This is a genomic window from Anaerobacillus sp. ABD4_527, from assembly GCF_056160805.1.
The window spans coordinates 1-25,968 of record NZ_JBSWXZ010000005.1 but is presented as its reverse complement, the minus strand read 5'-3'; the positions used below and the strand labels follow the sequence as shown (position 1 = coordinate 25,968).

Annotated in this window: 26 protein-coding genes; 8 read left to right on the top strand and 18 right to left on the bottom strand. The window is 41.7% G+C overall.

The annotated features are described in order from the left end of the window. Nucleotides 1-21: 21 nt before the first annotated feature. The 5 genes from rpsF to ACXAHI_RS18850 form a co-directional block, all read right to left on the bottom strand. A complete protein-coding gene (gene rpsF, locus ACXAHI_RS18870; protein ID WP_270183014.1) occupies nt 22-318 on the bottom strand; it encodes a 30S ribosomal protein S6 in 297 nt (98 codons plus the stop codon). Nucleotides 319-438: 120 nt separating this feature from the next. After that, entirely contained in the window at nt 439-1,539 is a 1,101-nt protein-coding gene (gene ychF, locus ACXAHI_RS18865) for a redox-regulated ATPase YchF (protein WP_270183015.1), read from the bottom strand. 196 nt (nt 1,540-1,735) lie between these two features. Next, nucleotides 1,736-1,933 carry a DUF951 domain-containing protein gene (locus ACXAHI_RS18860; protein ID WP_270183016.1) on the bottom strand — a complete coding sequence of 66 codons (198 nt, stop codon included), beginning with the start codon at nt 1,931-1,933 and terminating at the stop codon, nt 1,736-1,738. A 15-nt stretch (nt 1,934-1,948) separates the two neighbouring features. Further along, nucleotides 1,949-2,833, bottom strand: a complete 885-nt coding sequence (locus ACXAHI_RS18855) for a mechanosensitive ion channel family protein (protein ID WP_474850489.1) — start codon at nt 2,831-2,833, stop codon at nt 1,949-1,951. 34 nt (nt 2,834-2,867) lie between these two features. Continuing rightward, nucleotides 2,868-3,890, bottom strand: a complete 1,023-nt coding sequence (locus tag ACXAHI_RS18850) for a YkvI family membrane protein (protein ID WP_474850487.1) — start codon at nt 3,888-3,890, stop codon at nt 2,868-2,870. A gap of 124 nt (nt 3,891-4,014) precedes the next feature. On the opposite strand from ACXAHI_RS18850, the gene yyaC reads away from it, so the two are divergent. Further along, complete coding sequence (gene yyaC / locus ACXAHI_RS18845) at nt 4,015-4,653, top strand: spore protease YyaC (RefSeq protein WP_474850485.1); 639 nt, start codon at nt 4,015-4,017, stop codon at nt 4,651-4,653. 45 nt (nt 4,654-4,698) lie between these two features. On the opposite strand, the gene ACXAHI_RS18840 is transcribed toward yyaC, so the two are convergent. The 13 genes from ACXAHI_RS18840 to rpmH form a co-directional block, all read right to left on the bottom strand. Further along, the gene (locus ACXAHI_RS18840) at nt 4,699-5,400 is read right to left on the bottom strand and encodes a DUF554 domain-containing protein (protein WP_474850483.1); all 702 of its coding nucleotides are present in this window, start codon (nt 5,398-5,400) and stop codon (nt 4,699-4,701) included. A gap of 11 nt (nt 5,401-5,411) precedes the next feature. Further along, nucleotides 5,412-6,551 carry an aminotransferase class V-fold PLP-dependent enzyme gene (locus tag ACXAHI_RS18835; protein ID WP_474850481.1) on the bottom strand — a complete coding sequence of 380 codons (1,140 nt, stop codon included), beginning with the start codon at nt 6,549-6,551 and terminating at the stop codon, nt 5,412-5,414. Nucleotides 6,552-6,623: 72 nt separating this feature from the next. After that, a complete protein-coding gene (locus ACXAHI_RS18830; protein ID WP_474850479.1) occupies nt 6,624-7,469 on the bottom strand; it encodes a ParB/RepB/Spo0J family partition protein in 846 nt (281 codons plus the stop codon). Then, the gene (locus tag ACXAHI_RS18825) at nt 7,462-8,223 is read right to left on the bottom strand and encodes a ParA family protein (protein ID WP_474850477.1); all 762 of its coding nucleotides are present in this window, start codon (nt 8,221-8,223) and stop codon (nt 7,462-7,464) included. The genes ACXAHI_RS18830 and ACXAHI_RS18825 overlap by 8 nt, the downstream gene beginning before the upstream one ends. Before the next feature lie 123 nt (nt 8,224-8,346). Next, a complete protein-coding gene (gene noc / locus ACXAHI_RS18820) occupies nt 8,347-9,186 on the bottom strand; it encodes a nucleoid occlusion protein (protein WP_474850475.1) in 840 nt (279 codons plus the stop codon). A gap of 116 nt (nt 9,187-9,302) precedes the next feature. Beyond that, nucleotides 9,303-10,016: a 16S rRNA (guanine(527)-N(7))-methyltransferase RsmG gene (gene rsmG, locus ACXAHI_RS18815; protein ID WP_270183025.1), complete on the bottom strand. Its 714-nt coding sequence runs from the start codon at nt 10,014-10,016 to the stop codon at nt 9,303-9,305. 19 nt (nt 10,017-10,035) lie between these two features. After that, nucleotides 10,036-11,919: a tRNA uridine-5-carboxymethylaminomethyl(34) synthesis enzyme MnmG gene (gene mnmG / locus ACXAHI_RS18810; protein WP_474809753.1), complete on the bottom strand. Its 1,884-nt coding sequence runs from the start codon at nt 11,917-11,919 to the stop codon at nt 10,036-10,038. A gap of 24 nt (nt 11,920-11,943) precedes the next feature. Further along, the gene (mnmE, locus tag ACXAHI_RS18805) at nt 11,944-13,320 is read right to left on the bottom strand and encodes a tRNA uridine-5-carboxymethylaminomethyl(34) synthesis GTPase MnmE (RefSeq protein WP_474850473.1); all 1,377 of its coding nucleotides are present in this window, start codon (nt 13,318-13,320) and stop codon (nt 11,944-11,946) included. 267 nt (nt 13,321-13,587) lie between these two features. After that, complete coding sequence (gene jag, locus ACXAHI_RS18800; protein ID WP_474850471.1) at nt 13,588-14,214, bottom strand: RNA-binding cell elongation regulator Jag/EloR; 627 nt, start codon at nt 14,212-14,214, stop codon at nt 13,588-13,590. Further along, nucleotides 14,211-14,978: a YidC family membrane integrase SpoIIIJ gene (gene spoIIIJ / locus ACXAHI_RS18795; protein WP_474850469.1), complete on the bottom strand. Its 768-nt coding sequence runs from the start codon at nt 14,976-14,978 to the stop codon at nt 14,211-14,213. Before spoIIIJ ends, jag begins: the two co-directional genes overlap by 4 nt. Before the next feature lie 63 nt (nt 14,979-15,041). Next, nucleotides 15,042-15,263: a membrane protein insertion efficiency factor YidD gene (yidD, locus tag ACXAHI_RS18790; RefSeq protein WP_270183030.1), complete on the bottom strand. Its 222-nt coding sequence runs from the start codon at nt 15,261-15,263 to the stop codon at nt 15,042-15,044. Then, a complete protein-coding gene (rnpA, locus tag ACXAHI_RS18785; protein ID WP_474850467.1) occupies nt 15,260-15,634 on the bottom strand; it encodes a ribonuclease P protein component in 375 nt (124 codons plus the stop codon). Before rnpA ends, yidD begins: the two co-directional genes overlap by 4 nt. A gap of 77 nt (nt 15,635-15,711) precedes the next feature. Then, a complete protein-coding gene (gene rpmH / locus ACXAHI_RS18780) occupies nt 15,712-15,846 on the bottom strand; it encodes a 50S ribosomal protein L34 (protein WP_048311109.1) in 135 nt (44 codons plus the stop codon). Between the two features lie 637 nt (nt 15,847-16,483). On the opposite strand from rpmH, the gene dnaA reads away from it, so the two are divergent. The 7 genes from dnaA (at nt 16,484) to gyrA (ending at nt 25,667) form a co-directional block, all read left to right on the top strand. Continuing rightward, nucleotides 16,484-17,836, top strand: a complete 1,353-nt coding sequence (gene dnaA, locus ACXAHI_RS18775) for a chromosomal replication initiator protein DnaA (protein WP_474850465.1) — start codon at nt 16,484-16,486, stop codon at nt 17,834-17,836. 196 nt (nt 17,837-18,032) lie between these two features. Further along, nucleotides 18,033-19,175 carry a DNA polymerase III subunit beta gene (gene dnaN, locus ACXAHI_RS18770; protein ID WP_270183033.1) on the top strand — a complete coding sequence of 381 codons (1,143 nt, stop codon included), beginning with the start codon at nt 18,033-18,035 and terminating at the stop codon, nt 19,173-19,175. A 185-nt stretch (nt 19,176-19,360) separates the two neighbouring features. Next, nucleotides 19,361-19,573: a S4 domain-containing protein YaaA gene (yaaA, locus tag ACXAHI_RS18765; protein ID WP_474850463.1), complete on the top strand. Its 213-nt coding sequence runs from the start codon at nt 19,361-19,363 to the stop codon at nt 19,571-19,573. Between the two features lie 14 nt (nt 19,574-19,587). Next, nucleotides 19,588-20,706, top strand: coding sequence for a DNA replication/repair protein RecF (gene recF, locus ACXAHI_RS18760; protein ID WP_474850461.1), 1,119 nt, complete (start codon nt 19,588-19,590; stop codon nt 20,704-20,706). A 9-nt stretch (nt 20,707-20,715) separates the two neighbouring features. Beyond that, entirely contained in the window at nt 20,716-20,994 is a 279-nt protein-coding gene (gene remB / locus ACXAHI_RS18755) for an extracellular matrix regulator RemB (protein ID WP_270183036.1), read from the top strand. A gap of 58 nt (nt 20,995-21,052) precedes the next feature. Further along, nucleotides 21,053-22,981 (top strand): DNA topoisomerase (ATP-hydrolyzing) subunit B, encoded by a 1,929-nt coding sequence (gyrB, locus tag ACXAHI_RS18750; protein ID WP_474850459.1) that lies wholly within the window; start codon nt 21,053-21,055, stop codon nt 22,979-22,981. 124 nt (nt 22,982-23,105) lie between these two features. Then, on the top strand, nt 23,106-25,667 hold the full coding sequence (gene gyrA, locus ACXAHI_RS18745; protein ID WP_474850457.1) for a DNA gyrase subunit A: 2,562 nt from the start codon (nt 23,106-23,108) through the stop codon (nt 25,665-25,667). The last annotated feature ends 301 nt before the right edge of the window (nt 25,668-25,968 follow it).

Sequence of the window (25,968 nt, the reverse complement as noted above, 5' to 3'; positions counted from 1 at the left end):
CCCCTCCTATTTATAAAACAATTACTTTTTAGCTTCTTCAAGGTTAAGCGTCATGAAACGAAGAACATCGTCGTTGATTTTCATCAAACGGCTGAACTCGTTGATCGCTTCGATATCACTGTTGATGTCAAGAACAATGTAGATCCCGCTGTTGAAATCGTTGATTTCGTAAGCAAGACGCTTTTTGCCCATTTGCTTGACTTCATTAATTTCCGCACCGTTATCAGTAAGGATTCCGTTGAAACGCTCGATAAGAGCTTTCTGTGCATCCTCTTCGATATTTGGACGGATAATGTACATAATTTCGTAGTTACGCATTCCGTTCACCTCCTTTTGGTCTAACGGCTCTTAAATAAGAGCAAGGAGTAAGTATACAAAGATAATTACTCACAGCTTTAGATTATAACAAAACGAACCTATATTAGCAAGGTTTATTGATTAAACGTTGAAACGGAAGTGAATCACGTCTCCGTCTTTCACGATATATTCTTTTCCTTCTAGGCGTACTTTTCCTTTTTCTTTCGCAGCACCCATCGTTCCCGCTTCGACTAGATCGTCATACGCAACCACTTCAGCGCGGATAAACCCACGTTCAAAGTCCGTATGAATAATTCCAGCTGCTTGAGGAGCTTTCATTCCAAGACGGAACGTCCAAGCACGAACTTCTTGTTCACCAGCAGTGAAATACGTTGCAAGGCCTAAAAGGTCGTACGAAGCTCTGATCAACTTGTTAAGACCCGGCTCAGCGATACCGATGTCTTCTAAAAATGCATCTTTCTCTTCGCCATCAAGCTCAGCGAGTTCAGACTCGATCTTTGCACAAACTACGATTACTTCCGCGCCTTCTTTTGCCGCATATTCACGCACTTGTGCAACGTGTTCGTTATCTGCTGGATCTAGTAGATCATCTTCATCAACGTTTGCAACATACAGAACAGGCTTCTTCGTAAGGAGGTGTAGACCGTATACGATTTTCTCTTCTTCTTCTGTAAGTTCAACGCTACGAGCAGACTTTTCTTCTTCTAGCGCTTCTTTTATCTTTTTCAAAACGTTAAATTCAGCAAGTGCTTCTTTGTCTTTCTGTTTTGCCATCTTCTCCACACGACCGATGCGCTTATCGACTGTTTCAAGATCGGCAAGGACTAGCTCAAGGTTGATCGTCTCAATATCAGAGATCGGATCTACCTTACCTGATACGTGAGTGATGTTTTCATCATCGAAGCAACGTACAACTTGAGAGATTGCATCTACTTGACGAATGTGTGATAGGAACTTGTTTCCAAGACCTTCACCTTTACTCGCACCTTTTACGATACCTGCAATGTCAGTGAATTCGAAAGCTGTCGGAACAGTTTTCTTAGGATTAACAAGCTCAGTTAGTTTCTGAAGACGCTCATCTGGAACTTCGACGATTCCAACGTTTGGATCGATCGTACAGAACGGATAGTTTGCAGATTCTGCACCTGCTTGTGTGATTGCATTGAACAATGTTGACTTCCCAACGTTCGGAAGTCCTACAATACCGGTGGTTAAAGCCATCTCGGTCACTCCTTCTATAAATCAGCCGTGCGGCATCTATTTTTTATAACAGTAAAAACAGCATACAGAAGCTGTTTATGATATTACTTTTAAGTAAATAAACTAGAGACATACCTTTTCCAATTATAGAGATTCAGAAGGTAAAATACAAGCTTCCCAGAATTGTTCTCACAAAAAAAGACCGTCAAAGCGACGGTCACGAATCAGCACGTTCTAGGACTTTCTTAATTTTTCTTGAAAACTCTCTACGAGGTAGCATCACACTGTGATCACAGCCCAAACATTTGATCCGGATATCTGCGCCCATGCGAATGATCTTCCATTTGTTTTCACCACATGGATGAGGTTTTTTCATTTCGACGACATCGTTTAGCTCAAATTCCTTCTCGTTCACAAAGTTCCATCCCTTCTATACTTTTTCCTGAACCTCTGCTTGCTCGTCCCGCTGATACATGACAAGACGAGGGAACGGTATTTCGATTCCTCTTTCATCAAGACGCTGCTTGACTGCTTTTCGAACTTCTCTCCCGATACCCCAGTGTTCCATAGGTCTAGTTTCTGAGATGATGCGTAGGACAACTTCTGAAGCTCCTAGAGTTTGAACACCAAGGTACTCAGGCTTTACGATCATGGCATCATATTGGTCATAAAGCTCGTCCAATAATTCGATGATGATTTCTTCTGCCTCGTGAATCTGTTCTTCATAAGCAATGCTAACATCAACGACGGCGATACTGTTGTGTATAGAAAAGTTTGTAACCTGGTTTATGTTTCCATTCGGGATGATGTGAAGTTCTCCTGTCCAGCTTTTCACTTTTGTAACTCGAAGACCGATTTCTTCAACAAATCCTTCGATTCCGGTGATGCGAACATAATCTCCTACTGAAAATTGCTTCTCAAAAATGATAAAGAAACCTGTAATCACATCTCGAACGAGGTTTTGTGCTCCAAAACCTACAGCGAGGCCGACGACACCAGCACCCGCGATCAATGTTCGAACATCCACTTCAAATTCGCTCAAGACCATAACGAGCGCAATAAAGTAAGTGACGTACGTCAACACGTTCTCGATCAAGCGTATAAGAGTGGTTTCTCTACGCTCAGACAAACGAAGTGGGCTTTTCAAACGAATGGCAAAGATATGATTTAAAGCTGACTTAGCTAAACGAAGGAACAACCATGTTCCTATAACAATGGCAAGTATTCTAAAAATCCTATTAGAGATATCGATCCAAAACTCTCGATTGGCTAGAAACTCAAAAACCGTTTGCCACAGTCCTTCTAACGAACCCATTCCTCATCTCTCCCGTTCCTATCAAATTCTACTGTTATGATAACAAATCATAACGCTTCAGAACGGGAAAAATCAAGATAGAAGCCAAAATATAAAGGTTAAGTACCCCGTATAGAGGGTATAAAAAAGCAACCAAAGTTGAAAACCCAAACGTAGTAAATGGAATCATCACAGCAACGTTGATAAAAGCAATGAACCAAAGTGGGAGACTGACCATATCGCGGAACCGTGCTGTGAGACCGAAAACGCCACTAACTGCTGTCGTGTAAATCGCTGTCCATAATAAGAACGACATGATCAATACCATATAGTAAGGATAGCTTTTAAGAATAGCAAACAAAGGAATTTCATAAACAAGTAAATCATGCGCTACTTGAATTAACGATTGATTATATAGAAACGACAGGCCTCCTAGTATCAAACCACTGCCTATGCTCGCAATCCAGATCTCGCCTTTGTGTTTGATCTGATGACCGATAGCCGATAGAACCGCAACAAGAGGTAAAATATTTAGAGCTGTAAAGGTAAATGCAGCTGGCCAATTCGATTGCTTCACCCAATCGAATAGCATCGCGTTCATATTTGATTTGATAAATAAAAGAAGAACTGCAAGTAGTAAGATAATGAGTAGAGGTAAGATGATCGCATTCATCGAAAGCATGCCATTGATATCCCAGAAGAAGAGGACGACGACAAGAATGGCGAGAATTCCAATGCCCATCCAATAAGGGAGATGCAACACTTCCATCGTAGCGCCTCCTCCTGCTAGCATGACGATGGTAGTGGTGAACAGATAAAGGATGATTAATAGATCATAAAGCCCAGTCAGTTTCTTTCCAACTAACTTTTCAAGAATCGGTAAGTAATGTGATGATTGTGTTTCGTAGCTTATCTTCATGATGACATAGCAGCAGATACTGAACATGATTGTGAACAGCGCAATAGCCAGGACACTTTCATGGCCAAAAAACTGCCATAGTTCTCTTCCTGAAGCGTACCCCGCTCCAATCATCGTACCAAGAATGAGGAACATCCACTTCATCCCACCGTTAATCATGGCATTCTCTCCTTTGCCAGTTCTTCGACTATTTTCCATTTATGTAGAAGAAAAACGAAGCTTTATGTATAGATCACCTCAAGTTTCCGTATACTGTTACTACTATTACAAAGGAGAGAATCCTATGAATCTTCGAGACAAGTTTTTTCAAAAAAAGCCTGTAGCATATCGAATCCATCATGAGGATACTCTTGCCATAAAAACGACTGGCGAAAAGGTTATGAACATGCTTCCCAAAAAGCGTACAGAAGAAATCGTAGTCGTGTGCATCGGTACCGACCGATCGACCGGAGACGCCCTTGGTCCTCTCGTAGGAAGCAAACTAAGCCAGCTAAAATTAAACGCTTCTGTATATGGTACGCTAGAGTCTCCCGTACATGCTGTTAATTTGAATGACGTGATGACTACGATTGAAAAGTCTCACCATAACCCGTTTATTATCGGGATCGACGCTTGCCTCGGACGCCTTCACTCGGTCGGCATCATTACGGTTGGAGACGGACCAGTAAAACCAGGTGCAGGTGTTAAGAAAGAGCTTCCTGAAGTGGGCCATATCCATTTGACTGGGATCGTGAATGTGAGCGGGTTTATGGAATACTTTGTCCTACAGAACACACGCTTGAACCTTGTTATGAAGATGGCTGATATAATGGCCGAAAGTCTGAACGATGCAATAGAAGCGTATTACTCTTCAACAGAGCATGAAAGTAAATTGAATAAGCAGATCAAATCCTGGAGCGATGATCTTTTTCAAATACCATAGAAAAACCCCTTTTCTCGGAATGAAGTCCGGAAAAGGGGTTTTTTATCAAATGAAATATAGTAGTGATACGAGACCTGCTGCTACGAGTAGTCCTGGGAGGAAATTCGCAACTCTAATTTGCGTTAATCCTAGCAGATTAAGGCCGATCGCTAAGATCATAATGCCTCCTGCAGACGTGACTTCTGCAATAAATGCATCAAGCAAAGCTTGCGGAACAAATCGATCGATTTGAGATGCGAAAAGGGCTATAAATCCTTGGTAGAGCATAACAGGGAAGGCAGAAAACAGTACACCATATCCAAGCGTAGCCGTAAACATAATCGCCGTAAAACCATCTATGAGTGATTTCGTAAAAAGAACAGAATGATCCCCACGAAGCCCACTATCGAGCGCACCGAGAATCGCCATTGCTCCAACAACATAAACCAGCGTCGCCGTTACAAATGCTTGTGCAACACTTCCTTCAGAGGCAGCTCCTGTTTTACGCTCGATCCATCTTCCGATACTCTTTAACTTCCCTTCAAGATCCCAATACTCCCCAAGAATTCCACCGACTACTAAACTACCGATTACGACGAGGAACTGTTCACTCTTCATCGCCATCTGAAGTCCAATCACCGCAACAACGAGTGCTAATCCTTGCATAATCGTCGTTTTCATACGCTCTGGTATTCTTCTACTAATTGTGCCGATCAATGTTCCGAGTATAATTGCAAGGCCATTGACTACTGTACCTAATAGGACCATCTTACCTCTCCTTAGCCGAAATATCCCTCTACTATTTCCTGTAACGCAGTAATGACCTGATCGATCTCTTCTTCTGTATTGTATGGCCCTACACTGATTCTTACAGCTCCGTACGTTCCGATCGACTCATGACCGATAGGAGTACAATGGAGTCCTGCTCGTACCGCGATATTATAATGCTGGTCCAATATAATCGCGATTTCTTGTGAGTCGATCCCTTCGATAGTAAATGGAACGACTCCAAGGCGATCGGAATGTGGCCCATAAACTTTGAGGTGATCGATTGAATGCAAACCTTCAATCAACTTTTTTGTCAGACGCTGTTCATGACGATGAATCTCATCAAGACCTAACTTCTTTACAACTTCGAGACCTGCAAGAAGTCCTGCGATACCTGGTGTATTCAGTGTTCCGCTCTCAAGATATTCAGGGTATACCTCTGGCTGCTCGATCGACTCGGAGCGGCTGCCTGTACCTCCTTGAAAGATAGGTTCGAGCGACACTTCTTTTCCAACCATAAGGACGCCTGTACCTTGAGGTCCTAGCAGCCCTTTATGACCAGGAAATGCGAGTAGATCGATATTCATTTCTTCTATATCAATAGGTAGAACACCAGCTGTTTGCGCAGCATCGACTAGAAACGTTATGCCTTTATCCTTCGCAAGTTTTCCTATCTCTTTAATCGGTACAATCTTTCCAGTGAGATTCGATCCATGAGAGACAACGATCATTTTTGTTTGAGGAGTTATGGACTCTTCAAATGAGCCCATGTTGAAGTCCTCGGACGTGCCAGGGTCAAAATACGTTATCTCTATGCCTATCTTCCTTTTAATGTCCTCAAGTGGACGCCGTACGGAATTATGTTCATAAGACGTTGTTAACACGTGATCGCCGCTTTGAAATGTGAACCCTTTTAAAGCCTGATTCAGTGCAGATGTTGCATTTGACGTAAAGCATACGCGATTAGGATACTTGAACCCAAAGAAGTGAGCGAGCTGTTCCCTTGCTTGACTGATCACTTCATTCGCCTTTACAGACATCTTGTGTCCACTTCTACCTGGGTTTGCAGCGTATTCTGTTAAAGCCTCCGTCATCGCTTCCACTACTTCTGGTGGCTTCGGAAATGACGATGCCGCTTGATCGAGATACATTTTACAAAACACCTCTCCAACGTATAGTAGTCCCTATAATAAAAGCATAAACTGCTTCACAGTTTATGCTGACTATTGTTCACCTTTTTCTAGAACATCAAGAATGCGGTCTAAATCTTCTTGAGAAAAGAATTCGATTTCGATCTTACCTTTTTTCTTAGTCCGTTTGATCGATACTGAAGTACCGAACCGTTTTCGAAGAACATTTTCTTTATCCTTTAAAAAAGGATCAGGTGCTGCTTCCTTTTTTGTTTCACGTGAAACGTTCTGGTTCATCCCATTGATAATCGATTCAAGCTGTCTTACGTTTAGCTTCTCATCGATTACACGCTTCGCTAACGGGAGTCTTGCATCTTTATTTTTCAGTCCTAACAGAGCTCTACCATGCCCCATCGTTAACTTACCTTCTGCAATATGATCCTGGATTTCAGGTGATAGTTGAAGCAACCGTAAAAAATTAGCTAAATGAGGTCTGCTTTTTCCAAGCCTCTTCGATAGCTCTTCTTGCGTAACATCGGTTTCCTTCATCAACTTCTGATAAGCCATCGCCTCTTCGATCGGATTCAAATTCTCTCTTTGAAGGTTCTCGATCAATGCGATCTCCATCATTTTTCGATCTGTAAGATCTCGAACGACAGCAGGAATGGTTGTGAGTCCAGCTTCCTTTGAAGCTCGGTAGCGCCGCTCACCTACTACGATCTCATACCCTTTTATGCTTTTTCTGACGATAACAGGCTGAAGAACTCCATATGTTTGAATGGATGAACTCAGTTCTTCAATCGCTTCTGCAGCAAAGTTCTTTCTCGGTTGGTATGGGTTAGGACGTAGTTCGTTTATAGGAATGTCTTTCACCGTTTCGTCTTCCTTTTGGGAAGGAAAGAATGCATTGATTCCTTTGCCTAATCCACGATTAGCCATATCCTAACACTTCCTTTGCAAGTTCTAAATAGACTTCCGCTCCTCTAGATTTAGAATCATACGCTATAATTGGTTTGCCATGGCTTGGCGCTTCTCCTAACCGAACATTTCTTGGAACGATCGCTTTATAGACTTTCTCTTGAAAGTACTTCTTCACTTCTTCAATGACTTGAATTCCTAAGTTCGTCCTAGCATCTAACATAGTGAGTAGCACGCCTTCAATTTTCAAGTCCGTGTTTAAGTGTTTTTGTACAAGTCGAACAGTATTTAATAGCTGACTTAATCCTTCTAGTGCGTAGTACTCACATTGTACAGGAATAAGGACAGCATTAGCAGCTGTTAGAGAATTGATTGTTAATAAACCTAGTGATGGAGGACAGTCTATTATAATATAATCATAGTTTTTTTCAACTTTCGCTAATGCTCTTTTCAATCGTACTTCTCTCGATATGGTTGGTACAAGCTCGATTTCAGCACCGGCTAGCTGAATGGTTGAAGGGATAACGTGAAGATTCTCAATCGAAGTCTCTTGCATAATATCGATGGCATCTTTATCGTCGACAAGGATATTGTAGACACAGTGATCGATCGCACCCTTTTCAATCCCAACACCACTCGTTGCATTTCCTTGAGGATCGATATCGACCAGAAGTACTTTTTTACCTAGTGAAGCAAGACAGGCACTTAAGTTTACAGAGGTTGTCGTTTTTCCTACCCCGCCCTTTTGATTCGCAACAGCAATAATATTAGCCAACGTTTCACCTACTCCTTAGAACGACATTTCTACCTCATATTTTATCACGTTTAGAATTTTTTGGATGTTCTTTTAGAAAATAGACTACGCTCAAATTAAAAACTCACCCTCTTCGGATGAGTTTTACTTTTTCTTGGGAATTCGAATTGTAAATTGGTAATATTCTTCATGCTCTTCTTCGTCGGTATCGATCGATAAACCGCTCTCCGTTACCATATCAAGTGATTGACGAATGGTGTTTACAGCAAGGCGCATGTCCTTACTGAAGGACTTCTTTGTAGGCTTAGGCTTTGGCGTGGTTCCTTCAAGCATCCGCACAACTCGATCCTCAGTTTGCTTAACGTTCCACTGTTTCTCAATTACTTCTTCGAGTACCTTTACTTGATTCTCGGGGTTCTTTAGAGGAATCAAGGCTCTAGCATGTCTTTCGGTGATCTGTTTATTTAAAAGTGCTTGTTGTATAGGTTCCGGCAACTTTAATAAACGAAGCTTATTTGCAATCGTTGATTGTCCTTTTCCAAGGCGTTGCGCGAGGCTTTCTTGCGTCAAGTTATGAAGCTCTAATAGCTGAGAGTATGCCATCGCTTCTTCAATGGCAGTCAATTCTTCCCTCTGTAAGTTCTCTATTAAAGCGATCGATGCTGTTTGCGAATCATTAAACTCTTTCACTATTGCAGGAATTCGCTCCCAGCCAAGCTTTTTCACAGCTCTCCAGCGACGTTCACCGGCAATAATCTCAAATTTGCCTTCACGTTCTCGCACGACGATTGGCTGGATAATACCATGTGTTTTAATAGTCTGGGATAGTTCAGCGATTTTTTCATCTATAAAAATTGTTCGAGGTTGGAAACGGTTCGGAACAATTTCTTCAACGAGGATGTGCTTTACTTCATCCTGTTCAGATTCCATTCCCTCATTTTTTTCTTCGTTCAATCCGAAAAGACGTGAAAACGTATGTTTCATCGCCCAACACCACCTTTAATCGACTCCTTAACTGATTCGTTACCTTGAACTAAAAATCCTTCTATACGTAGCGTTCCACGTGGAACACATTTCCGTTCAAATGCAGACTATTTCTATTATAATGGATTTTTATTAGGTGTGCCTGGCTTTCTTGGATATTTTTTTGGTGTCGATTTGATTTTTTTGATCGTGACGATATTCCGCTCGCTCTCTTCAAGGGGCAAAGATAGTTTCTCGACCTTTTCTGTCTGCCCACCAAGTATGGTTATAGCTTGTTTTCCAGCTTTTAATTCTTCCTCGACATTTGGACCTTTTAAAGCAACAAAATATCCACCTGGCTTAACTAGCGGTAAACAGAGCTCTCCTAGAACGGACATGCGTGCGACTGCTCTTGCTGTAACAACATCATATTGTTCGCGATACGTTTTATTCTTACCGAACAGTTCTGCGCGATCATGACAAAAAGAAACACCTGTCAGATTTAATTGTGACGCTAAGTGCTTTAAGAATCCGATCCGTTTATTAAGCGAATCCACGATCGTTACGTTTAGGTGGGGGAAGCAAATCTTTATCGGAAGGCTTGGAAATCCTGCTCCTGCTCCAACATCGCAAATATGTAAATCAGAGGAAAAATCAAACGAGAATGCCGCCATAATAGAGTCATAAAAGTGTTTCTCATAAACCTCTTCCTTATCAGTTATGGCCGTTAAATTCATTTTTTCGTTCCATTCCACCAAAACATCATAGTATGTCTGAAATTGTTGAAGCTGCTCAGGAGAAAGAGTTATCCCCTTCTCCTCTAGCAACTCCATGAATTGTTGTTCGTTCATGGCTACCTCACTTTATCGATTATTTTGCAATCTTAGCTATTTTTCCCTGCTCAATATACACAAGTAAAATAGAAACATCTGCTGGATTAACGCCAGATACACGTGAAGCCTGGCCAATAGATAGAGGACGGACCTCATGTAGCTTTTGTTTTGCTTCACTAGCTAGCCCATTAATCGCAAAGTAATCAATATCATTTGGAATCTTCTTCTCATCCATTTTCTTCATACGTTCAACTTGCTGTAGACTTTTCGCAATATAGCCTTTGTATTTAATTTGAATCTCCACTTGCTCAGCAACATCTTCTGGAACGTCGTACTCAGCTGGAGTAAGTTGTTTGATCGCTTCATAGTTTACTTCAGGACGTTTGATCAAGTTGCCAGCGTGTGCAGCTTCTTTCAGCTCAGATCCGTATTTCTGCAAAATGTCATTCACTTCATCAGTTGGCTTGATCACAACAGATTCTAGACGCTTGATTTCCTTTTCGATCAATTCCTTTTTCGCAATGAAACGATCGTAGCGTTCTTGAGGGATCATTCCAATTTCGTAGCCAAGATCGGTAAGTCTCAGATCAGCGTTATCGTGGCGCAGAAGCAGTCTGTATTCTGCACGAGATGTTAGCAAACGATAAGGTTCATTCGTTCCCTTCGTCACGAGATCATCGATCAAGACGCCTATATATGCATCAGAACGGTCTAAGATGACAGCTTCACGATCCTGTGCATTTCGCGCAGCGTTAATTCCTGCCATGATCCCTTGCCCTGCAGCCTCTTCATAACCTGAAGTACCATTAAGCTGACCTGCTGTGAAGAGGTTCTTAACTGTTTTTGTTTCTAATGAAGGCCAAAGCTGTGTAGGTACAATCGCATCATACTCGATTGCATAGCCTGCACGCATCATTTCAACGTTTTCAAGACCAGGTACTGTCTTCAAAATTTTACGCTGCAAGTCTTCAGGTAGACTCGTTGATAGTCCCTGAACATAAACCTCTTTCGTATTACGTCCTTCAGGCTCTAAAAAGATCTGATGGCGAGGCTTATCATTGAATCGAACGATTTTATCTTCGATCGAAGGACAATAGCGCGGACCTGTACCTTCGATCATGCCGGAGTACATAGGCGAACGGTGAAGGTTATCGTTGATAAGCTTATGCGTTTCCTCGCCAGTGTAAGTTAGCCAGCACGGAAGTTGGTCAGTGATATACTCAGTTGTTTCATATGAAAAAGCACGCGGCTTTTCATCACCTGGTTGAATCTCAGTCTTGCTGTAGTCGATCGACTTGTTATTCACACGAGGTGGTGTTCCTGTCTTAAATCGCACCATTTCAAAACCAAGCTCTTGTAGATGATAAGAGAGGTTTACTGAAGGCTGCATGTTATTTGGACCACTCTCATAAGAAAGGTCTCCAAGAATAATACGACCGCGAAGGAACGTACCTGTTGTAAGAATCACGGACTTCGCTTCATACTGCGCACCCGTCTTCGTTTCAACTCCAGTACATACCCCATCTTCAACGATTAACTTTTCTACCATACCTTGAAGCAATGTTAAATTTTCTTGTTCCTCAAGCGTTTTTTTCATTTCGCTTTGGTATAAAACTTTATCAGCCTGAGCACGCAGTGCTCGTACAGCTGGTCCTTTACCTGTGTTCAACATTCTCATCTGAATGTGTGTTTTATCAATATTTCGCGCCATTTCGCCGCCTAATGCATCGATTTCCCTAACGACGATCCCCTTTGCAGGACCCCCTACACTGGGATTGCAGGGCATGAATGCAACAGAGTCAAGGTTCAGTGTGAGCATGAGTGTCTTTGCTCCCATTCTCGCTGAAGCTAGACCTGCTTCTACACCGGCATGACCTGCGCCGACGACGATAACATCATAAGAATCGGCTTTGTAACCCATTGCCGTATTCCTCCTTTTATATTCTTATTTCCCAAGACAGAATTGCGAGAATAACTGGTCGATCAAACTCTCAGATACCGTATCACCTATGATCTCTCCTAGTAGTTCCCATGTACGAGTAATATCAATCTGAACCATATCGACAGGCATTCCTGCTTCGATTGCGTCCAGCGCATCTGCTAGAGTTTTTCTTGATTGCTCTAACAAAGCGATGTGTCTAGAGTTAGATACATACGTTAGATCCTGTGATTCAACGGCACCTTCAAAGAAGAGTTCAGAGATAGATTGTTCGAGCTCATCTACTCCTTGTTCATTCTTTAGGGAAGTTGTAATGATCGGATGCTCATCAGCTAGTCGCTTTACTTTCTCTAGATCAAGCTTTTCTTCCAAGTCCGTTTTGTTAACGATCACGATAACATCCATTCCCTCGACTGCTTTGAAAAGCTGTTCATCTTCATGAGTAAGCTCATCGTTATAATTTAAAACGAGTAGGATGAGGTCTGCCTGCTTTAAACGCTCGCGTGATCGCTCGACCCCAATTCGTTCGACAAGATCTTCCGTTTCACGTATCCCAGCCGTATCAACGAGCCTTAAAGGTACGCCTCTCACGTTCACATACTCTTCTATGACATCTCTAGTTGTACCAGGTACATCTGTAACGATCGCTTTGTTCTCATGAACCAGACTGTTTAGTAAAGAAGATTTTCCTACGTTGGGTCTTCCTACGATTACAGTTGAAAGGCCTTCTCTTAAGATTTTACCTTGTCGGGCTGTTACGAGGATTCGCCTGATCTCCTCTTCTACTTCTTTTAACTGATTCGTTAATAGTTCCTGCGTCATCTCTTCTGCATCGTACTCAGGGTAATCGATATTGACTTCAACGTGCGCAACTGTTTCTAGCAATTGCTGACGAAGCTTTGAGATTAGCGATGAAAGACGGCCTTCCATTTGGTTCAACGCAACATTCATCGCTCTATCAGTTTTGGCACGAATGAGATCAATTACACCTTCTGCTTGTGAAAGATCGATTCTACCGTTCAAGAATGCTCGTTTAGTAAATTCACCAGGTTCAGCTAGTCTTGCTCCGCTACGCAGTACAAGCTCAAGGACGCGATTGACTGATACGAGTCCACCGTGACAGTTAATTTCCACGATATCTTCCCTTGTAAAGGTACGAGGTCCCCTCATGACAGAAACCATTACCTCTTCGGCCACCTCGTTTGTGTCTGGGTCGATAAGATGGCCATAGTGAATCGTATGAGAATCTACGTCTCTTAGCGGTTTTGACCCCTTATAAAGCTTATCGGCAATGTCTACCGCTTCAGACCCACTTAACCGTACGATTGCAATCGCTCCTTCTCCCATCGGAGTCGATATCGCTGCTATCGTTTCGTATTCCATTCCGTTCACCTCTCTTATCTATAAAAATGCTATATCTGCTCTATTTCTTATATGAATGAAGACTAGTATTAGTTTAACCAATTATCCACAGTGGATAACTCTTTCAAAAATGACAGAGATTAATCCACAATACCTTTTAGTGTAACCCATTTTTGCAAAAAAAGAAATAATAAGACCCTGGAACGGGACCGCTTTTCACCTAATGTTCACGTTATCTAACGACTTGAGAGAACCACATAAAAAACCTCCGGACAACAGTCCGAAGGTTTAAATTTGCTTATTACGTGGAACTATAACCACACGTCTATGCGGATCGTTCCCATCAGAGTGAGTCGTGATACCCTTCTTATCTTTCAAATAAAGGTGAATCACCTTCCGTTCAAGCGACGGCATCGGTTCTAACTGCACTTCCCTTTTCGTATAGATCGCTTTTTCAGCGAGACGATCTGCCAGCTTTTTCAGCGTATCTTCTCGTCTTTGTCGATAGTTCTCTGCATCGAGAACGACTCTAACAAAACGATCTGAAAATCGGTTCGCGGCGAGGTTTGTCAAATATTGCAGCGAGTTAAGAGTTTGGCCGCGTTTCCCAATTAGTATAGCAATTTTCTCACCAGATAACGTAAAGAATAGATCGCGATCTTTCTTTACTCCCTCTATTCTGGCTTCGACTCCCATATTACTAATTACTTTTTCTAAGAAAACTTTCGTTTGCTCGAGCACGTCAGGCTTTTCAACAACCTTTATACGCGCTGGTTTTGCTCCAAATCCTAAGAAACCCTTTTTTGGCTCCTCGATCACTTCAATATCAACTTGCTCCTCTACAGTTTCAAGTTGATTCAACGCATCTTGCAGCGCATCTTCAACTGATTTCCCCGTTACCGTAAGGCTTCTCACTTCTTCGCTCCCTCCGTATCCGTACTAGCGGTTTTGGTGGTAGGTCTCATAATAAAGTAAGTTTGAACAATCATAAAGATATTTCCCACTACCCAGTAAAGCGCTAGAGCTGAAGGGAAATTGATTGCGAATACGATAATCATGATCGGCATAACGTAGAGTAGCATTTTCATTTGAGGCTGTACTGCTCCACTGCTTCCCATCATGATCTTTTGTTGAATAAACGTTGTTAAACCAGCTAGTAACGCAAGCGTAATATCTGCATCTCCCAGGCTGAACCACAAAAAGTTATGCGTCGCAATAGCTTCTGTCCTCATGATCGCATGATAAAAACCAAGTAGTATTGGCATTTGAACAAGAATCGGAAGACAACCCGCTAGAGGATTAACGCCATTCTTCTGGAAGAGCTGCATCATTTCCTGCTGAAGCTGCTGTTGTGTCTTCTGGTCTTTACTGCTGTATTTCTCTCGCAGTTCTTTCATCTGAGGCTGCAGATCCTGCATAGCCCTTGAGCTCTTTGTTTGCTTGATCATTAATGGAAGCAAAACGAGTCGAATCAAAATCGTAACGATGATAATGGAAAGACCATAGTTCTCATTACCTGTTGCTTCTGCGAAAAATGTTAATAACATCGATAATGGATATACGACATATTCGCTCCAAAATCCAGTACTGTTTGCATCGATTGGATCGTTGATATTACATCCGGCCAGTACCGCAACGAGACCAATCAATAGAAATGCGAGGGTTACTTTTTTCCTCACGCTTCATCCTCCTTGCAATCAAACTCGACAATGACAATACCTTTATGTAAGGAAAGCAATGCCTTAATTCTTTTTATCTGGAACTGGATCAAATCCTCCAGGATGAAACGGATGGCATTTCGATATTCTCCTAACCGTATACCACGTACCTCTTAGAAACCCATGCTTTTGATAAGATTCCAAGCTGTATTGGGAACAAGACGGGTAAAATCGACATGATGGAGGAGTTAAAGGTGAAACAAACTTCTGGTATCCACGAATCAGCAACATAGCCAGACGTTTCATCTTGTACCCCTTCCTTTTCCATCCCGCTTTGCACCTTTATATACACGTGCCCGTTTCAACACGTGAATCAAGCTGCTTTTCACTTCTTCTAAATTCATTTCCGATGCTGGCTTTCGAGCGATTACGACAAAATCGTAAGGAACGTCAATTTGATCTGAAAGCTGGTGAAAAGATTCACGAATGAGTCGCTTCACTCTATTTCTAGTAACTGCATTCCCAATCCGTTTGCTTACGGAGAGACCTAATCGAAAATGAGGTTGATCGTTTCTTTTCATTACATAAACTACAAATTGTCTATTTGCAGTAGAGTTTCCTTTTTTAAAGACACTCTGGAACTCTGAATTCTTCTTAATCCGGTAGTTGCTATTCAATCCGCACACTCCCAGTGTTGCTTGGATAAGCACATTATAAACCTTATCTTGAAAAAAGACCACTGATGATCAGTGGTCTATGCAGACAATACTTTTCTACCTTTACGGCGACGACGAGCAAGAACTTTACGTCCGTTAGCTGAGCTCATACGCGCACGAAAACCGTGAACTTTTTTACGTTTACGTGTGTTTGGTTGAAACGTTCTTTTCATTCTATTACACCTCCCTGAGGATAAACTGTTATAAAGACAGTCTAAGTTATTATAAGAAAGGGAGCGTCCAAATGTCAAGTTCTATTAAAAACTCTTTGGTATTTTAACTATGATCAACTAGAACATTTAGAAAAACACTAGGAACGTTCCTCCTCGAAATTCATTCTACAAATTCCCCCAACAAAACCGTGTGGATAACTCATTTCGACATTTTTCACTTATTCACATCGGTTATCGACAGCTTCTACACAAAATCTAGCGCTGTGGACATCTCGAATCCACAAGATATGCTCTCTGTGGATAACTTAGCGAAAAGCATTGCAATAAAGGGATTCTTTTGTTATGATATTTGTGTTTTAACTCGTTGACAAGAGGATCAGCGAATATTTACATCCACAGCTTGTGGATAATTATGTGGACATTTATTCAGAGGTGTTTATGAGCCTGTCCACAAACCTGTGAACTCAGTCGATAAATCGACTTTCTTCTATATTATATGACTAACGTTTTTTTGTGGACGGTATATTTATTACTCTATATTCATGTAGTTATACAAAGGTTGTACGTTGGTAGTTAAGGCGATTAAAGCCAGCGGTGACAGCCTGTTTTTATTTTGCAAACAGAAGGAGGGACTTCGTTGGAAAACATCACGGATCTCTGGCAACAAGCGCTAGCGGAAATCGAAAAAAAACTAAGTAAACCGAGCTTCGAAACGTGGTTAAAGTCAACTTCCGCCAACAGAATGGAAGGCGACACCATTATCATTACAGCACCCAACGAGTTCGCAAGGGATTGGCTAGAATCTAGATATTCAAGTCTGATTACGGAAACACTCCTTGAATTGACTGGTAGTGAACTTAGGGCAAAATTCATCATTCCTCAGACGAATTCTGATGATGATCTAGATATTGAACAAGCGATGAAGAAAAAACCAAAAGCAAAGCCTGCTCAAGAAGAAAACCCACAAAGCATGCTTAATTCCAAATATACTTTCGATACGTTTGTAATTGGTTCTGGAAACCGTTTTGCCCACGCAGCATCCCTTGCAGTAGCGGAAGCGCCAGCAAAAGCATACAATCCACTGTTTATATATGGTGGCGTGGGGCTAGGGAAAACACACTTGATGCACGCGATCGGTCACTATGTAATTGATCATAATCCGAATGCCAAAGTAGTTTACCTATCGTCCGAAAAGTTTACGAATGAGTTTATTAACTCGATTCGAGACAACAAAACGGTGAATTTTCGCAATAAATATCGAAATGTCGATGTCCTGCTAATCGATGATATTCAGTTCCTTGCTGGAAAAGAACAAACGCAAGAGGAATTCTTCCATACGTTTAACGCTCTTCATGAGGAAAGTAAACAGATCGTCATATCAAGTGACCGACCTCCGAAAGAAATTCCTACGCTGGAAGATCGTCTCCGTTCTCGCTTTGAGTGGGGGTTGATCACAGATATCACGCCTCCTGATTTAGAAACACGAATCGCGATCTTGAGGAAAAAGGCGAAGGCTGAAGGACTAGATATTCCTAATGAAGTGATGCTCTATATCGCAAATCAAATTGATACGAACATCCGTGAGCTTGAAGGGGCATTGATTCGAGTGGTCGCTTATTCTTCTCTTATCAATCAAGATATGAATGCTGACCTTGCAGCGGAAGCATTGAAGAACATTATTCCTTCTTCTCAGCCAAAAGTCATCACCATCCATGATATCCAGACGGTAATTGGAGAACATTTTTCTGTAAAGCTTGAAGACTTTGCTGCAAAGAAGAGAACAAAATCAGTCGCATTTCCTCGTCAAATAGCGATGTATCTATCTAGAGAGCTCACTGATTTCTCACTTCCGAAAATTGGTGAAGAGTTTGGTGGGAGAGATCACACTACTGTTATCCATGCTCACGAGAAGATTTCAAAACTTCTCGATTCTGACCAAGAACTTCAGAAAAAACTACAAGAAGTTATTGAGCAGCTTAAGAACGGATAATCTTTGTTTTGTGGATACCACTGAATAGTGTGTGCACAGAATGTACGAGTTACTAACACGCTATCCACAGGTGGATAACTTTCGTACCAAGGGATTGTGTATACTTATCCACACATTCACAGCCCCTACTAGTAAGACTACGATATTTTTAAATAATAATTATATGAATGACGTTCATTTATTTAGGAGGTAAATTATGCGTTTTACGATTGAAAGAGAGCATCTTGTATCTAACGTATCAGATGTAATGAAAGCCGTATCTTCAAGAACGACTATTCCTATTCTTACAGGGATAAAAATTGTTGCTAGTGACGAAGGGGTAACATTAACGGGAAGCGACTCCGATATTTCAATCGAATGCTTTATACCGTCAGAAGAGAACGATAAGCAAATCGTTGAAGTTTCTAAGATGGGAAGTATCGTACTTCAAGCACGATTTTTCTCTGATATCGTAAAGAAACTACCAGGTGATCAAGTAGAAATCGAAGTGTTCGATAGTTTAACGACTAGAATCCGCTCTGGCTCATCTGAATTTAACCTGAACGGATTGGATCCGGAAGAATATCCACGTTTACCAGAAGTGGAAGCTCAAGAAGGCTTTCAAATTCAAGCTGATCTACTAAAGAACATTATTAGACAAACCGTATTCGCTGTTTCTACATCTGAAACTAGACCGGTGTTAACAGGTGTAAACTGGGAGTTAGAAAACGACGAACTGAACTGTACTGCAACAGATAGTCATAGACTTGCTTTACGTTCTGTTAAAGTTGAACCGAACAGCAGTGAAGTTGCGTTTTCTAACGTTGTGATTCCTGGCAAAAGTTTGAGTGAGCTTTCCAAAATTATCGATGACAACGAAGATTTAGTCGACATCACTGTTGCTGAAAACCAAATTCTTTTTAAAGCGAACAACCTATTGTTCTTCTCGAGACTTCTAGACGGTAACTACCCAGATACAAGCCGCTTGATCCCGAACGATAGTAAAACGAACGTAACGGTTTCAGCGAAAGAATTACTTCAAGCGATCGACCGTGCGTCTGTATTAGCGCGAGAAGGTCGAAATAACGTGGTAAAACTTGCGAGTCTTGAAGAGTCATCGCTTGAAATTTCATCTAACTCACCTGAAATCGGTAAAGTTATCGAGCAAGTACAAGCTCACTCCTATGACGGTGAAGAGTTAAAGATCTCATTTAGTGCGAAATACATGATGGATGCGTTAAGAGCGATGGACTCTAACGAAGTAAACATCAGCTTCACTGGAGCGATGCGTCCATTCTTGATCAAACCGATTGAAGGCGCAGCAATCATGCAGCTGATTCTCCCAGTGAGAACGTATTGATCTTTTAAAGTACAGCTATCTACAAGCTGCCAAGGACGTGATCCTGGCAGCTTTTTTTTGTAGTCTTGATAAATTTTTCACCTTTTTCTCATGCGTTTTTAGTGAAAAAGAGGTATAATAAACTATTGGCATCCTTGAAACTGAATATGAAAAAGATATTCAAAAGGACAATTGAGGTGAATGATATGGAACAAGTAAAATTAATTAAAGAACATATTACTCTCGGACAACTTCTTCAAGAAACCGGGGTTATCGATACTGGTGGTATGGCCAAATGGTTTTTATCAGAGTATGAAGTATACGTGAACGGAGAATTAGAAGATCGTCGAGGTAAGAAACTCTATGATCAAGACAAAGTTATGATTCCTGGAGTAGGAGAGTTTATTGTAACTAGCTGAATGGGGGTATCCCGTTGCATCTAAACACGTTAACAGTTACGAACTACCGTAACTACGTTAAGCAAGAGCTTGCGTTTGAGAATAATGTAAATGTTTTTCTGGGAGAGAATGCTCAAGGAAAAACAAACATCATGGAAGCAATTTATGTACTCGCGATGGCACGATCTCATCGAACACCAAGAGATAAAGAATTAATCAATTGGGATGAGGAGTATGCTAAAATAGAAGGTAGAATAGAAAAAAGAAACGGTCCCCTATCCCTCCAGCTGGTCATTTCCCATAAAGGTAAAAAAGCCAAACTAAATCAATTGGAACAGCAAAAGCTTAGTAACTATATAGGCGCATTAAATGTGGTTATGTTTGCACCTGAAGATTTAAACCTTGTAAAAGGAAATCCAGGTGTTCGTCGGCGTTTCATTGATATTGAGCTCGGGCAGGTACAACCTGTATACCTTTATTACCTTGGTCGGTACCTTAAATTACTTCAACAGCGAAACAGCCTGTTGAAAGATCTTCGCTATCAAAAGAATCCAGATTACGTGATGTTGGAGATTCTTACCGATCAATTAATCGAATCAGCTGCGAATATTTATGAACGACGAGTTAAATTCGTTCGACTCCTCCAAAAATGGGCAGAACCCATTCACTATGGAATCAGTAGAGGGCTAGAAAAGTTAGAAATCAAGTATAATCCTACTATTGAGGTATCAGAACCTGCTGATTTGTCGAAAATAGTAGATGGATATAAAGAAAAGTTTGATAAGATAAAAGAAAGAGAAGTGGATCGCGGTGTCACGCTCGTAGGTCCGCATAGGGATGATTTGTCGTTTTTTGTCAATGGGAAAGACGTTCAGACCTATGGCTCACAGGGGCAGCAGCGAACAACTGCTTTATCGCTTAAGCTCGCCGAAATTGAATTGATCCATAGTGAAGTTGGTGAATACCCTTTGCTTCTTCTAGATGATGTCCTGTCAGAGTTAGACGATTACAGGCAGTCTCATCTTTTAAATACAATTCAAGGTAAGGTACAGACGTTCGTTACAACGACTAGTGTAGAAGGGATCAACCATGAAACGCTAGAGAAAGCAACTACCTTTCATGTACATGACGGGCTGATCGATAAAGTGAAATGAGGTGAAGAGGTGTTTATACACTTAGGCGAAGATGTCGTCGTGCAATCTAGAGATGTTGTTGGCATTTTTGATTGGCACGCAATGGAGGAAGCTGAAATTACGACTGAATTCCTTCATAGACATTCAAAGGATAAGCTTGTAGAAGACATAGGTGGCGATTTAACGAAATCAATCGTCATTACGACGGATATGGTGTTTTTATCCCCCTTATCTTCACTAACGTTAAAAAGAAGAGCATACACCGTATCAGACAGTGTAGAAACAACGATTCGAGGAGAATCATCATAAAGCCAGTTAACAAACTGGATCAGAGTCTATCTTTGATAGAGAAATGTAGGTGATCGATATGACATTAGAACAGCAATCTAATAAACAAACATACGATGAAACCCAGATTCAAGTTCTCGAAGGGCTAGAGGCTGTTCGAAAACGTCCTGGTATGTACATCGGGTCTACCAGTGGGCGCGGACTGCATCATCTTGTCTGGGAAATTGTTGATAATAGTATTGATGAAGCACTTGCCGGCTACTGTTCGGAAATTACTGTAAGTGTAGAGAAAGACAATAGCATCACAGTCCAAGATAACGGACGAGGAATTCCAGTTGGAATTCATGAGAAGATGGGCAGACCTGCGGTTGAAGTCATCATGACCGTGCTGCATGCAGGCGGTAAATTCGGCGGCGGCGGATACAAAGTTTCTGGTGGACTGCACGGAGTAGGTGCATCAGTTGTAAACGCACTATCTTCAAAACTAGAAATCACTGTAGAGCGGGATGGTAAGGTCTACTACCAGAGCTATACAAGAGGGATTCCTGATGAAGATTTGAAAGTCATCGGTGAGAGTGACAGAACAGGAACGACAATTCACTTCATTCCTGATGAGCAGATTTTCACTGAAACGATCGAATACGATTTTGATATTCTTTCACATCGTTTAAGAGAACTTGCATTCTTAAACCGCGGTATTCAGATCAATGCACAGGATAAACGACCAGAAGAAGAGCGTCGCTTTGAATACCACTACGAAGGTGGTATTAAATCCTACGTAGAACATTTGAATCGTACACGTGAGGCGCTTCATGAAGAGCCGATCTTTGTTGAAGGTGAACGTGAAGGAATTTCTGTTGAGATAGCCGTTCAGTATAACGATGGCTTCTCAAGTAACATCTATTCGTTTGCAAACAATATCAACACTCACGAAGGCGGAACGCACGAATACGGGTTTAAGACCGCTTTAACGAGAGTGATTAATGATTACGCAAGGAAAAACAGTTTGTTTAGAGAAAATGACCCTAACTTGACTGGTGATGACGTACGTGAAGGTTTGACTGCGATCATCTCGATCAAACACCCTGATCCACAGTTCGAAGGGCAAACGAAAACAAAGCTTGGGAACGCCGAAGCAAGAACGATTACTGAATCTGTTTTCGCAGAAAAGTTTTCTACATTCTTATTCGAAAACCCTCTTGTCGGAAAGCAAATTGTTGAAAAAGGGTTGATGGCTTCTAGAGCCCGTGCAGCTGCAAAGAAAGCTCGTGAACTAACGAGAAGAAAAGGCGCACTCGAAGTCAGCTCGTTACCTGGTAAGCTAGCGGACTGTTCGTCGAAGGATGCTTCGATTTCTGAACTTTACGTTGTAGAGGGTGACTCTGCAGGAGGATCTGCAAAGCAGGGGCGTGACCGCCACTTCCAGGCGATCTTACCGCTACGAGGTAAAATCATCAACGTTGAAAAAGCAAGACTAGATAAAATCCTGTCTAACAATGAAGTTCGTGCGATCATCACTGCACTAGGAACTGGAATTGGTGAAGACTTTGATCTTTCAAAAGCTCGTTATCATAAAGTGATTATCATGACGGATGCAGACGTTGACGGAGCGCATATTCGGACACTGTTACTAACGTTCCTTTACCGTTACATGCGTCCACTGATTGAAAATGGCTATATCTATATCGCGCAGCCACCACTTTACAAAATTACGCAAGGTAAGAAGATTACGTATGCATACAATGAGCGTGAACGAGACGCTATCTTAGCAGATATTCCACAGAGTCCTAAGCCTGGTATCCAGCGTTACAAAGGTCTAGGTGAGATGAACCCAACACAACTTTGGGAAACAACGATGGATCCGGAATCTCGTACAGTACTGCAAGTGAATATGCAGGATGCGATCGAAGCAGACGAAGTCTTCAACATGCTGATGGGTGACAAGGTAGAACCAAGAAGAAACTTTATTCAAGATAATGCTCATTACGTTAAAAACCTTGATGTATAAGTAACAGAAGTAAAGGGGATCCACTCCCCTTTTTCTTCATGTAACTATGAAATTATGGTTTTCAAAGTTTCTAACAAAAGAGCAATAGAAAAGATGAACAAGAGTACAATTGGAGGTTTTCCGTATGTCTGATATGGAAAGATCGAGAGTAAAAGAAATAAATATTAGTCAGGAAATGCGCACCTCCTTCATGGATTATGCGATGAGCGTTATCGTTAGCCGCGCTCTACCTGATGTACGTGATGGCCTAAAACCGGTACACCGTCGTATCTTGTATGCGATGAACGACCTTGGGATGACATCTGATAAAGCGTATAAAAAGTCAGCACGTATCGTAGGTGAAGTTATTGGTAAGTACCACCCGCACGGTGACTCTGCCGTTTACGATACGATGGTTCGAATGGCGCAAGACTTTAGCTATCGAAACATGTTGATAGACGGACATGGTAACTTCGGATCCATCGATGGAGATGCAGCAGCTGCAATGCGTTACACAGAAGCTAGAATGTCTAAGATCTCTATGGAAATGGTACGAGACATCAATAAAGATACAATCGATTACCAAGATAACTACGATGGTTCTGAAAAAGAACCCATCGTTCTTCCTGCGAGATTTCCGAACCTTCTTGTGAACGGTGCATCCGGTATCGCCGTCGGAATGGCAACAAATATCCCACCGCATAATTTAGGTGAAGTGGTCGACGGCATTCTCGAACTCAGTAAAAATCCAGAGATGACGATTCCTGAACTTATGGAATTCATCCCAGGACCAGACTTTCCAACTGCAGCTGAAATATTAGGTCGTGAAGGCATCCGTAAAGCTTACACTACCGGAAGAGGTTCTATCATTCAGCGTGCGAAAGCTGAGATTGAAGAAAACGCAAGTGGCAAGAAGAGCATCATCGTAAATGAGCTTCCATACCAAGTGAACAAAGCTCGCTTAGTTGAGAAGATAGCTGAACTGGTACGAGACAAGAAGATAGAGGGAATCACCGACCTACGAGATGAATCTGACCGTAATGGTATGCGAGTGGTGATCGAAGTACGTAAGGACACCAATGCAAATGTTCTATTAAATAACTTATATAAACAAACGGCACTGCAAACTAGCTTTGGCATCAACACACTGGCCCTAGTAGACGGACAGCCAAAAGTGTTGAATCTAAAAGAATGTCTTGAGCACTATTTAGAACATCAAAAGGTTGTCATTAGAAGAAGAACTCAGTTTGAACTGAATAAAGCTGAGGCAAGGGCACATATTCTTGAAGGATTACGGATCGCTCTTGATCATCTAGATGAAGTTATCGCACTTATTAGAGCTTCTGAAACAACCGATATTGCAAGAGAAGGATTGATGACGAAGTTCTCACTCAGTCACGATCAAGCTCAGGCTATCCTAGATATGCGTCTACAGCGTCTAACAGGACTAGAGCGAGATAAGATCGAGAATGAATATAAAGAGTTGATGGCGAGAATTGCTGAACTTAAAGCAATCCTTGCTGACGATGAGAAGGTTCTAGAAATCATCCGTGAAGAGCTCTTGGAAGTAAAAGAGAAATTCGCAGATCCTCGCCGTACAGAGATTACGGTTGGATTTGATATGATTGAAGATGAAGATCTTATCCCGAAACAAAATATCGTTATTACGCTAACGCACAACGGTTACATCAAACGTCTTCCGATCGACACGTACCGTAGTCAAAAGCGCGGTGGTCGAGGCGTACAGGGGATGGGCACGAATGATGGTGATTTTGTAGAGCACCTCTTCACCACGTTGACCCATAATACGATTCTCTTCTTTACGAATAAAGGGAAAGTGTACAGGCTGAAAGGTTATGAAGTTCCAGAGCTTAGTAGAACAGCTAAGGGCATCCCTATTATTAACTTGCTTCAAATAGAAAAAGATGAGTACATCACGGCTATCATTCCTGTCGAGGAATTCGTTGATGATTGGTACGTCTTCTTCGTTACGAAGCAAGGTGTTGTAAAACGTTCTCCTTTATCAGCGTTTGGAAACATTCGAAAAGGCGGCTTAATCGCGATCAACTTTAAAGAAGACGATGAGTTGATGGGCGTCCGTCTAACAAATGGTACAAAAGAGCTTATCATCGGAACAAAACAGGGAATGGCGATCCGTTTCCATGAGACCGATGTTCGATCGATGGGACGTACTGCAACTGGCGTAAAAGGAATTACGCTCCAAGAAGACGATAAAGTTGTAGGAGTAGGAACGCTTGATGAAGACCAGGATGTTCTGATCGTAACTGACAAAGGGTATGGAAAACGAACGCCGATTGATGAGTACCGTGTACAAACTAGAGGCGGTAAAGGAATTAAGACGTGCAACCTTACAGACCGAAACGGTGTTCTAACTTCATTAAAAACCGTAACGCTTGATGAGGAGTGTATGATCATCACTGAAAGCGGGGTCGTGATCAGAATCGACGTTAAAGATATTTCTCAGACTGGCCGTAATACGCAGGGTGTAAAACTAATCCGCGTATCTGAAGGTGACTCTGTTGCGACAGTTGCTAAGGTTGAGATTAATGAAGAAGGTATCGAAGGCGAAGATTTAGAAGAATCATTAGAGTCTGATGCGGTCGTTGAAACGATAGAAGAAGGAAATGAAGATGATCCAACCACTATTGAAGAGAACGATGATTCGTCCTACGATAGCGAAGAGTAACCAATAGATAAGAAGAGGGGAAACCTTCTTCTTATTTTTTTTGCTTACAGCCCTTGCATCATACTAACACCCGTGGTAAGATGTAATTCCGTCGATTTGAGAGGCGCACTTCAAACCTTTCAAAATGAATTAAAAAAACTTAACGAAAGTTATTGACGGAATCATGCTTACCATGATATATTATTTAAGTCGCTGAAACACAGCGCTAACGAAAGAAACAAATCGATCTTTGAAAACTGAACGAAACGCCATGCAAGAAATTGTTTCTACGGAAACAACATTGTTTTAAAGCTAGATTGAA

Coding starts and splice junctions, on each gene's coding strand:
- rpmH (WP_048311109.1), bottom strand. CDS start 15,846: ATGAAAAGAACGTTTCAACCAAACACACGTAAACGTAAAAAAGTTCAC.
- ACXAHI_RS18855 (WP_474850489.1), bottom strand. CDS start 2,833: ATGGGTTCGTTAGAAGGACTGTGGCAAACGGTTTTTGAGTTTCTAGCC.
- ychF (WP_270183015.1), bottom strand. CDS start 1,539: ATGGCTTTAACCACCGGTATTGTAGGACTTCCGAACGTTGGGAAGTCA.
- mnmG (WP_474809753.1), bottom strand. CDS start 11,919: ATGGGTTACAAAGCCGATTCTTATGATGTTATCGTCGTCGGCGCAGGT.
- noc (WP_474850475.1), bottom strand. CDS start 9,186: ATGAAACATACGTTTTCACGTCTTTTCGGATTGAACGAAGAAAAAAAT.
- dnaN (WP_270183033.1), top strand. CDS start 18,033: ATGCGTTTTACGATTGAAAGAGAGCATCTTGTATCTAACGTATCAGAT.
- yaaA (WP_474850463.1), top strand. CDS start 19,361: ATGGAACAAGTAAAATTAATTAAAGAACATATTACTCTCGGACAACTT.
- rpsF (WP_270183014.1), bottom strand. CDS start 318: ATGCGTAACTACGAAATTATGTACATTATCCGTCCAAATATCGAAGAG.
- ACXAHI_RS18830 (WP_474850479.1), bottom strand. CDS start 7,469: ATGGCTAATCGTGGATTAGGCAAAGGAATCAATGCATTCTTTCCTTCC.
- gyrB (WP_474850459.1), top strand. CDS start 21,053: ATGACATTAGAACAGCAATCTAATAAACAAACATACGATGAAACCCAG.
- ACXAHI_RS18840 (WP_474850483.1), bottom strand. CDS start 5,400: ATGGTCCTATTAGGTACAGTAGTCAATGGCCTTGCAATTATACTCGGA.
- yyaC (WP_474850485.1), top strand. CDS start 4,015: ATGAATCTTCGAGACAAGTTTTTTCAAAAAAAGCCTGTAGCATATCGA.
- ACXAHI_RS18835 (WP_474850481.1), bottom strand. CDS start 6,551: ATGTATCTCGATCAAGCGGCATCGTCATTTCCGAAGCCACCAGAAGTA.
- ACXAHI_RS18850 (WP_474850487.1), bottom strand. CDS start 3,890: ATGATTAACGGTGGGATGAAGTGGATGTTCCTCATTCTTGGTACGATG.
- gyrA (WP_474850457.1), top strand. CDS start 23,106: ATGTCTGATATGGAAAGATCGAGAGTAAAAGAAATAAATATTAGTCAG.
- yidD (WP_270183030.1), bottom strand. CDS start 15,263: ATGAAACGTCTGGCTATGTTGCTGATTCGTGGATACCAGAAGTTTGTT.
- mnmE (WP_474850473.1), bottom strand. CDS start 13,320: ATGGAATACGAAACGATAGCAGCGATATCGACTCCGATGGGAGAAGGA.
- rsmG (WP_270183025.1), bottom strand. CDS start 10,016: ATGAACGAACAACAATTCATGGAGTTGCTAGAGGAGAAGGGGATAACT.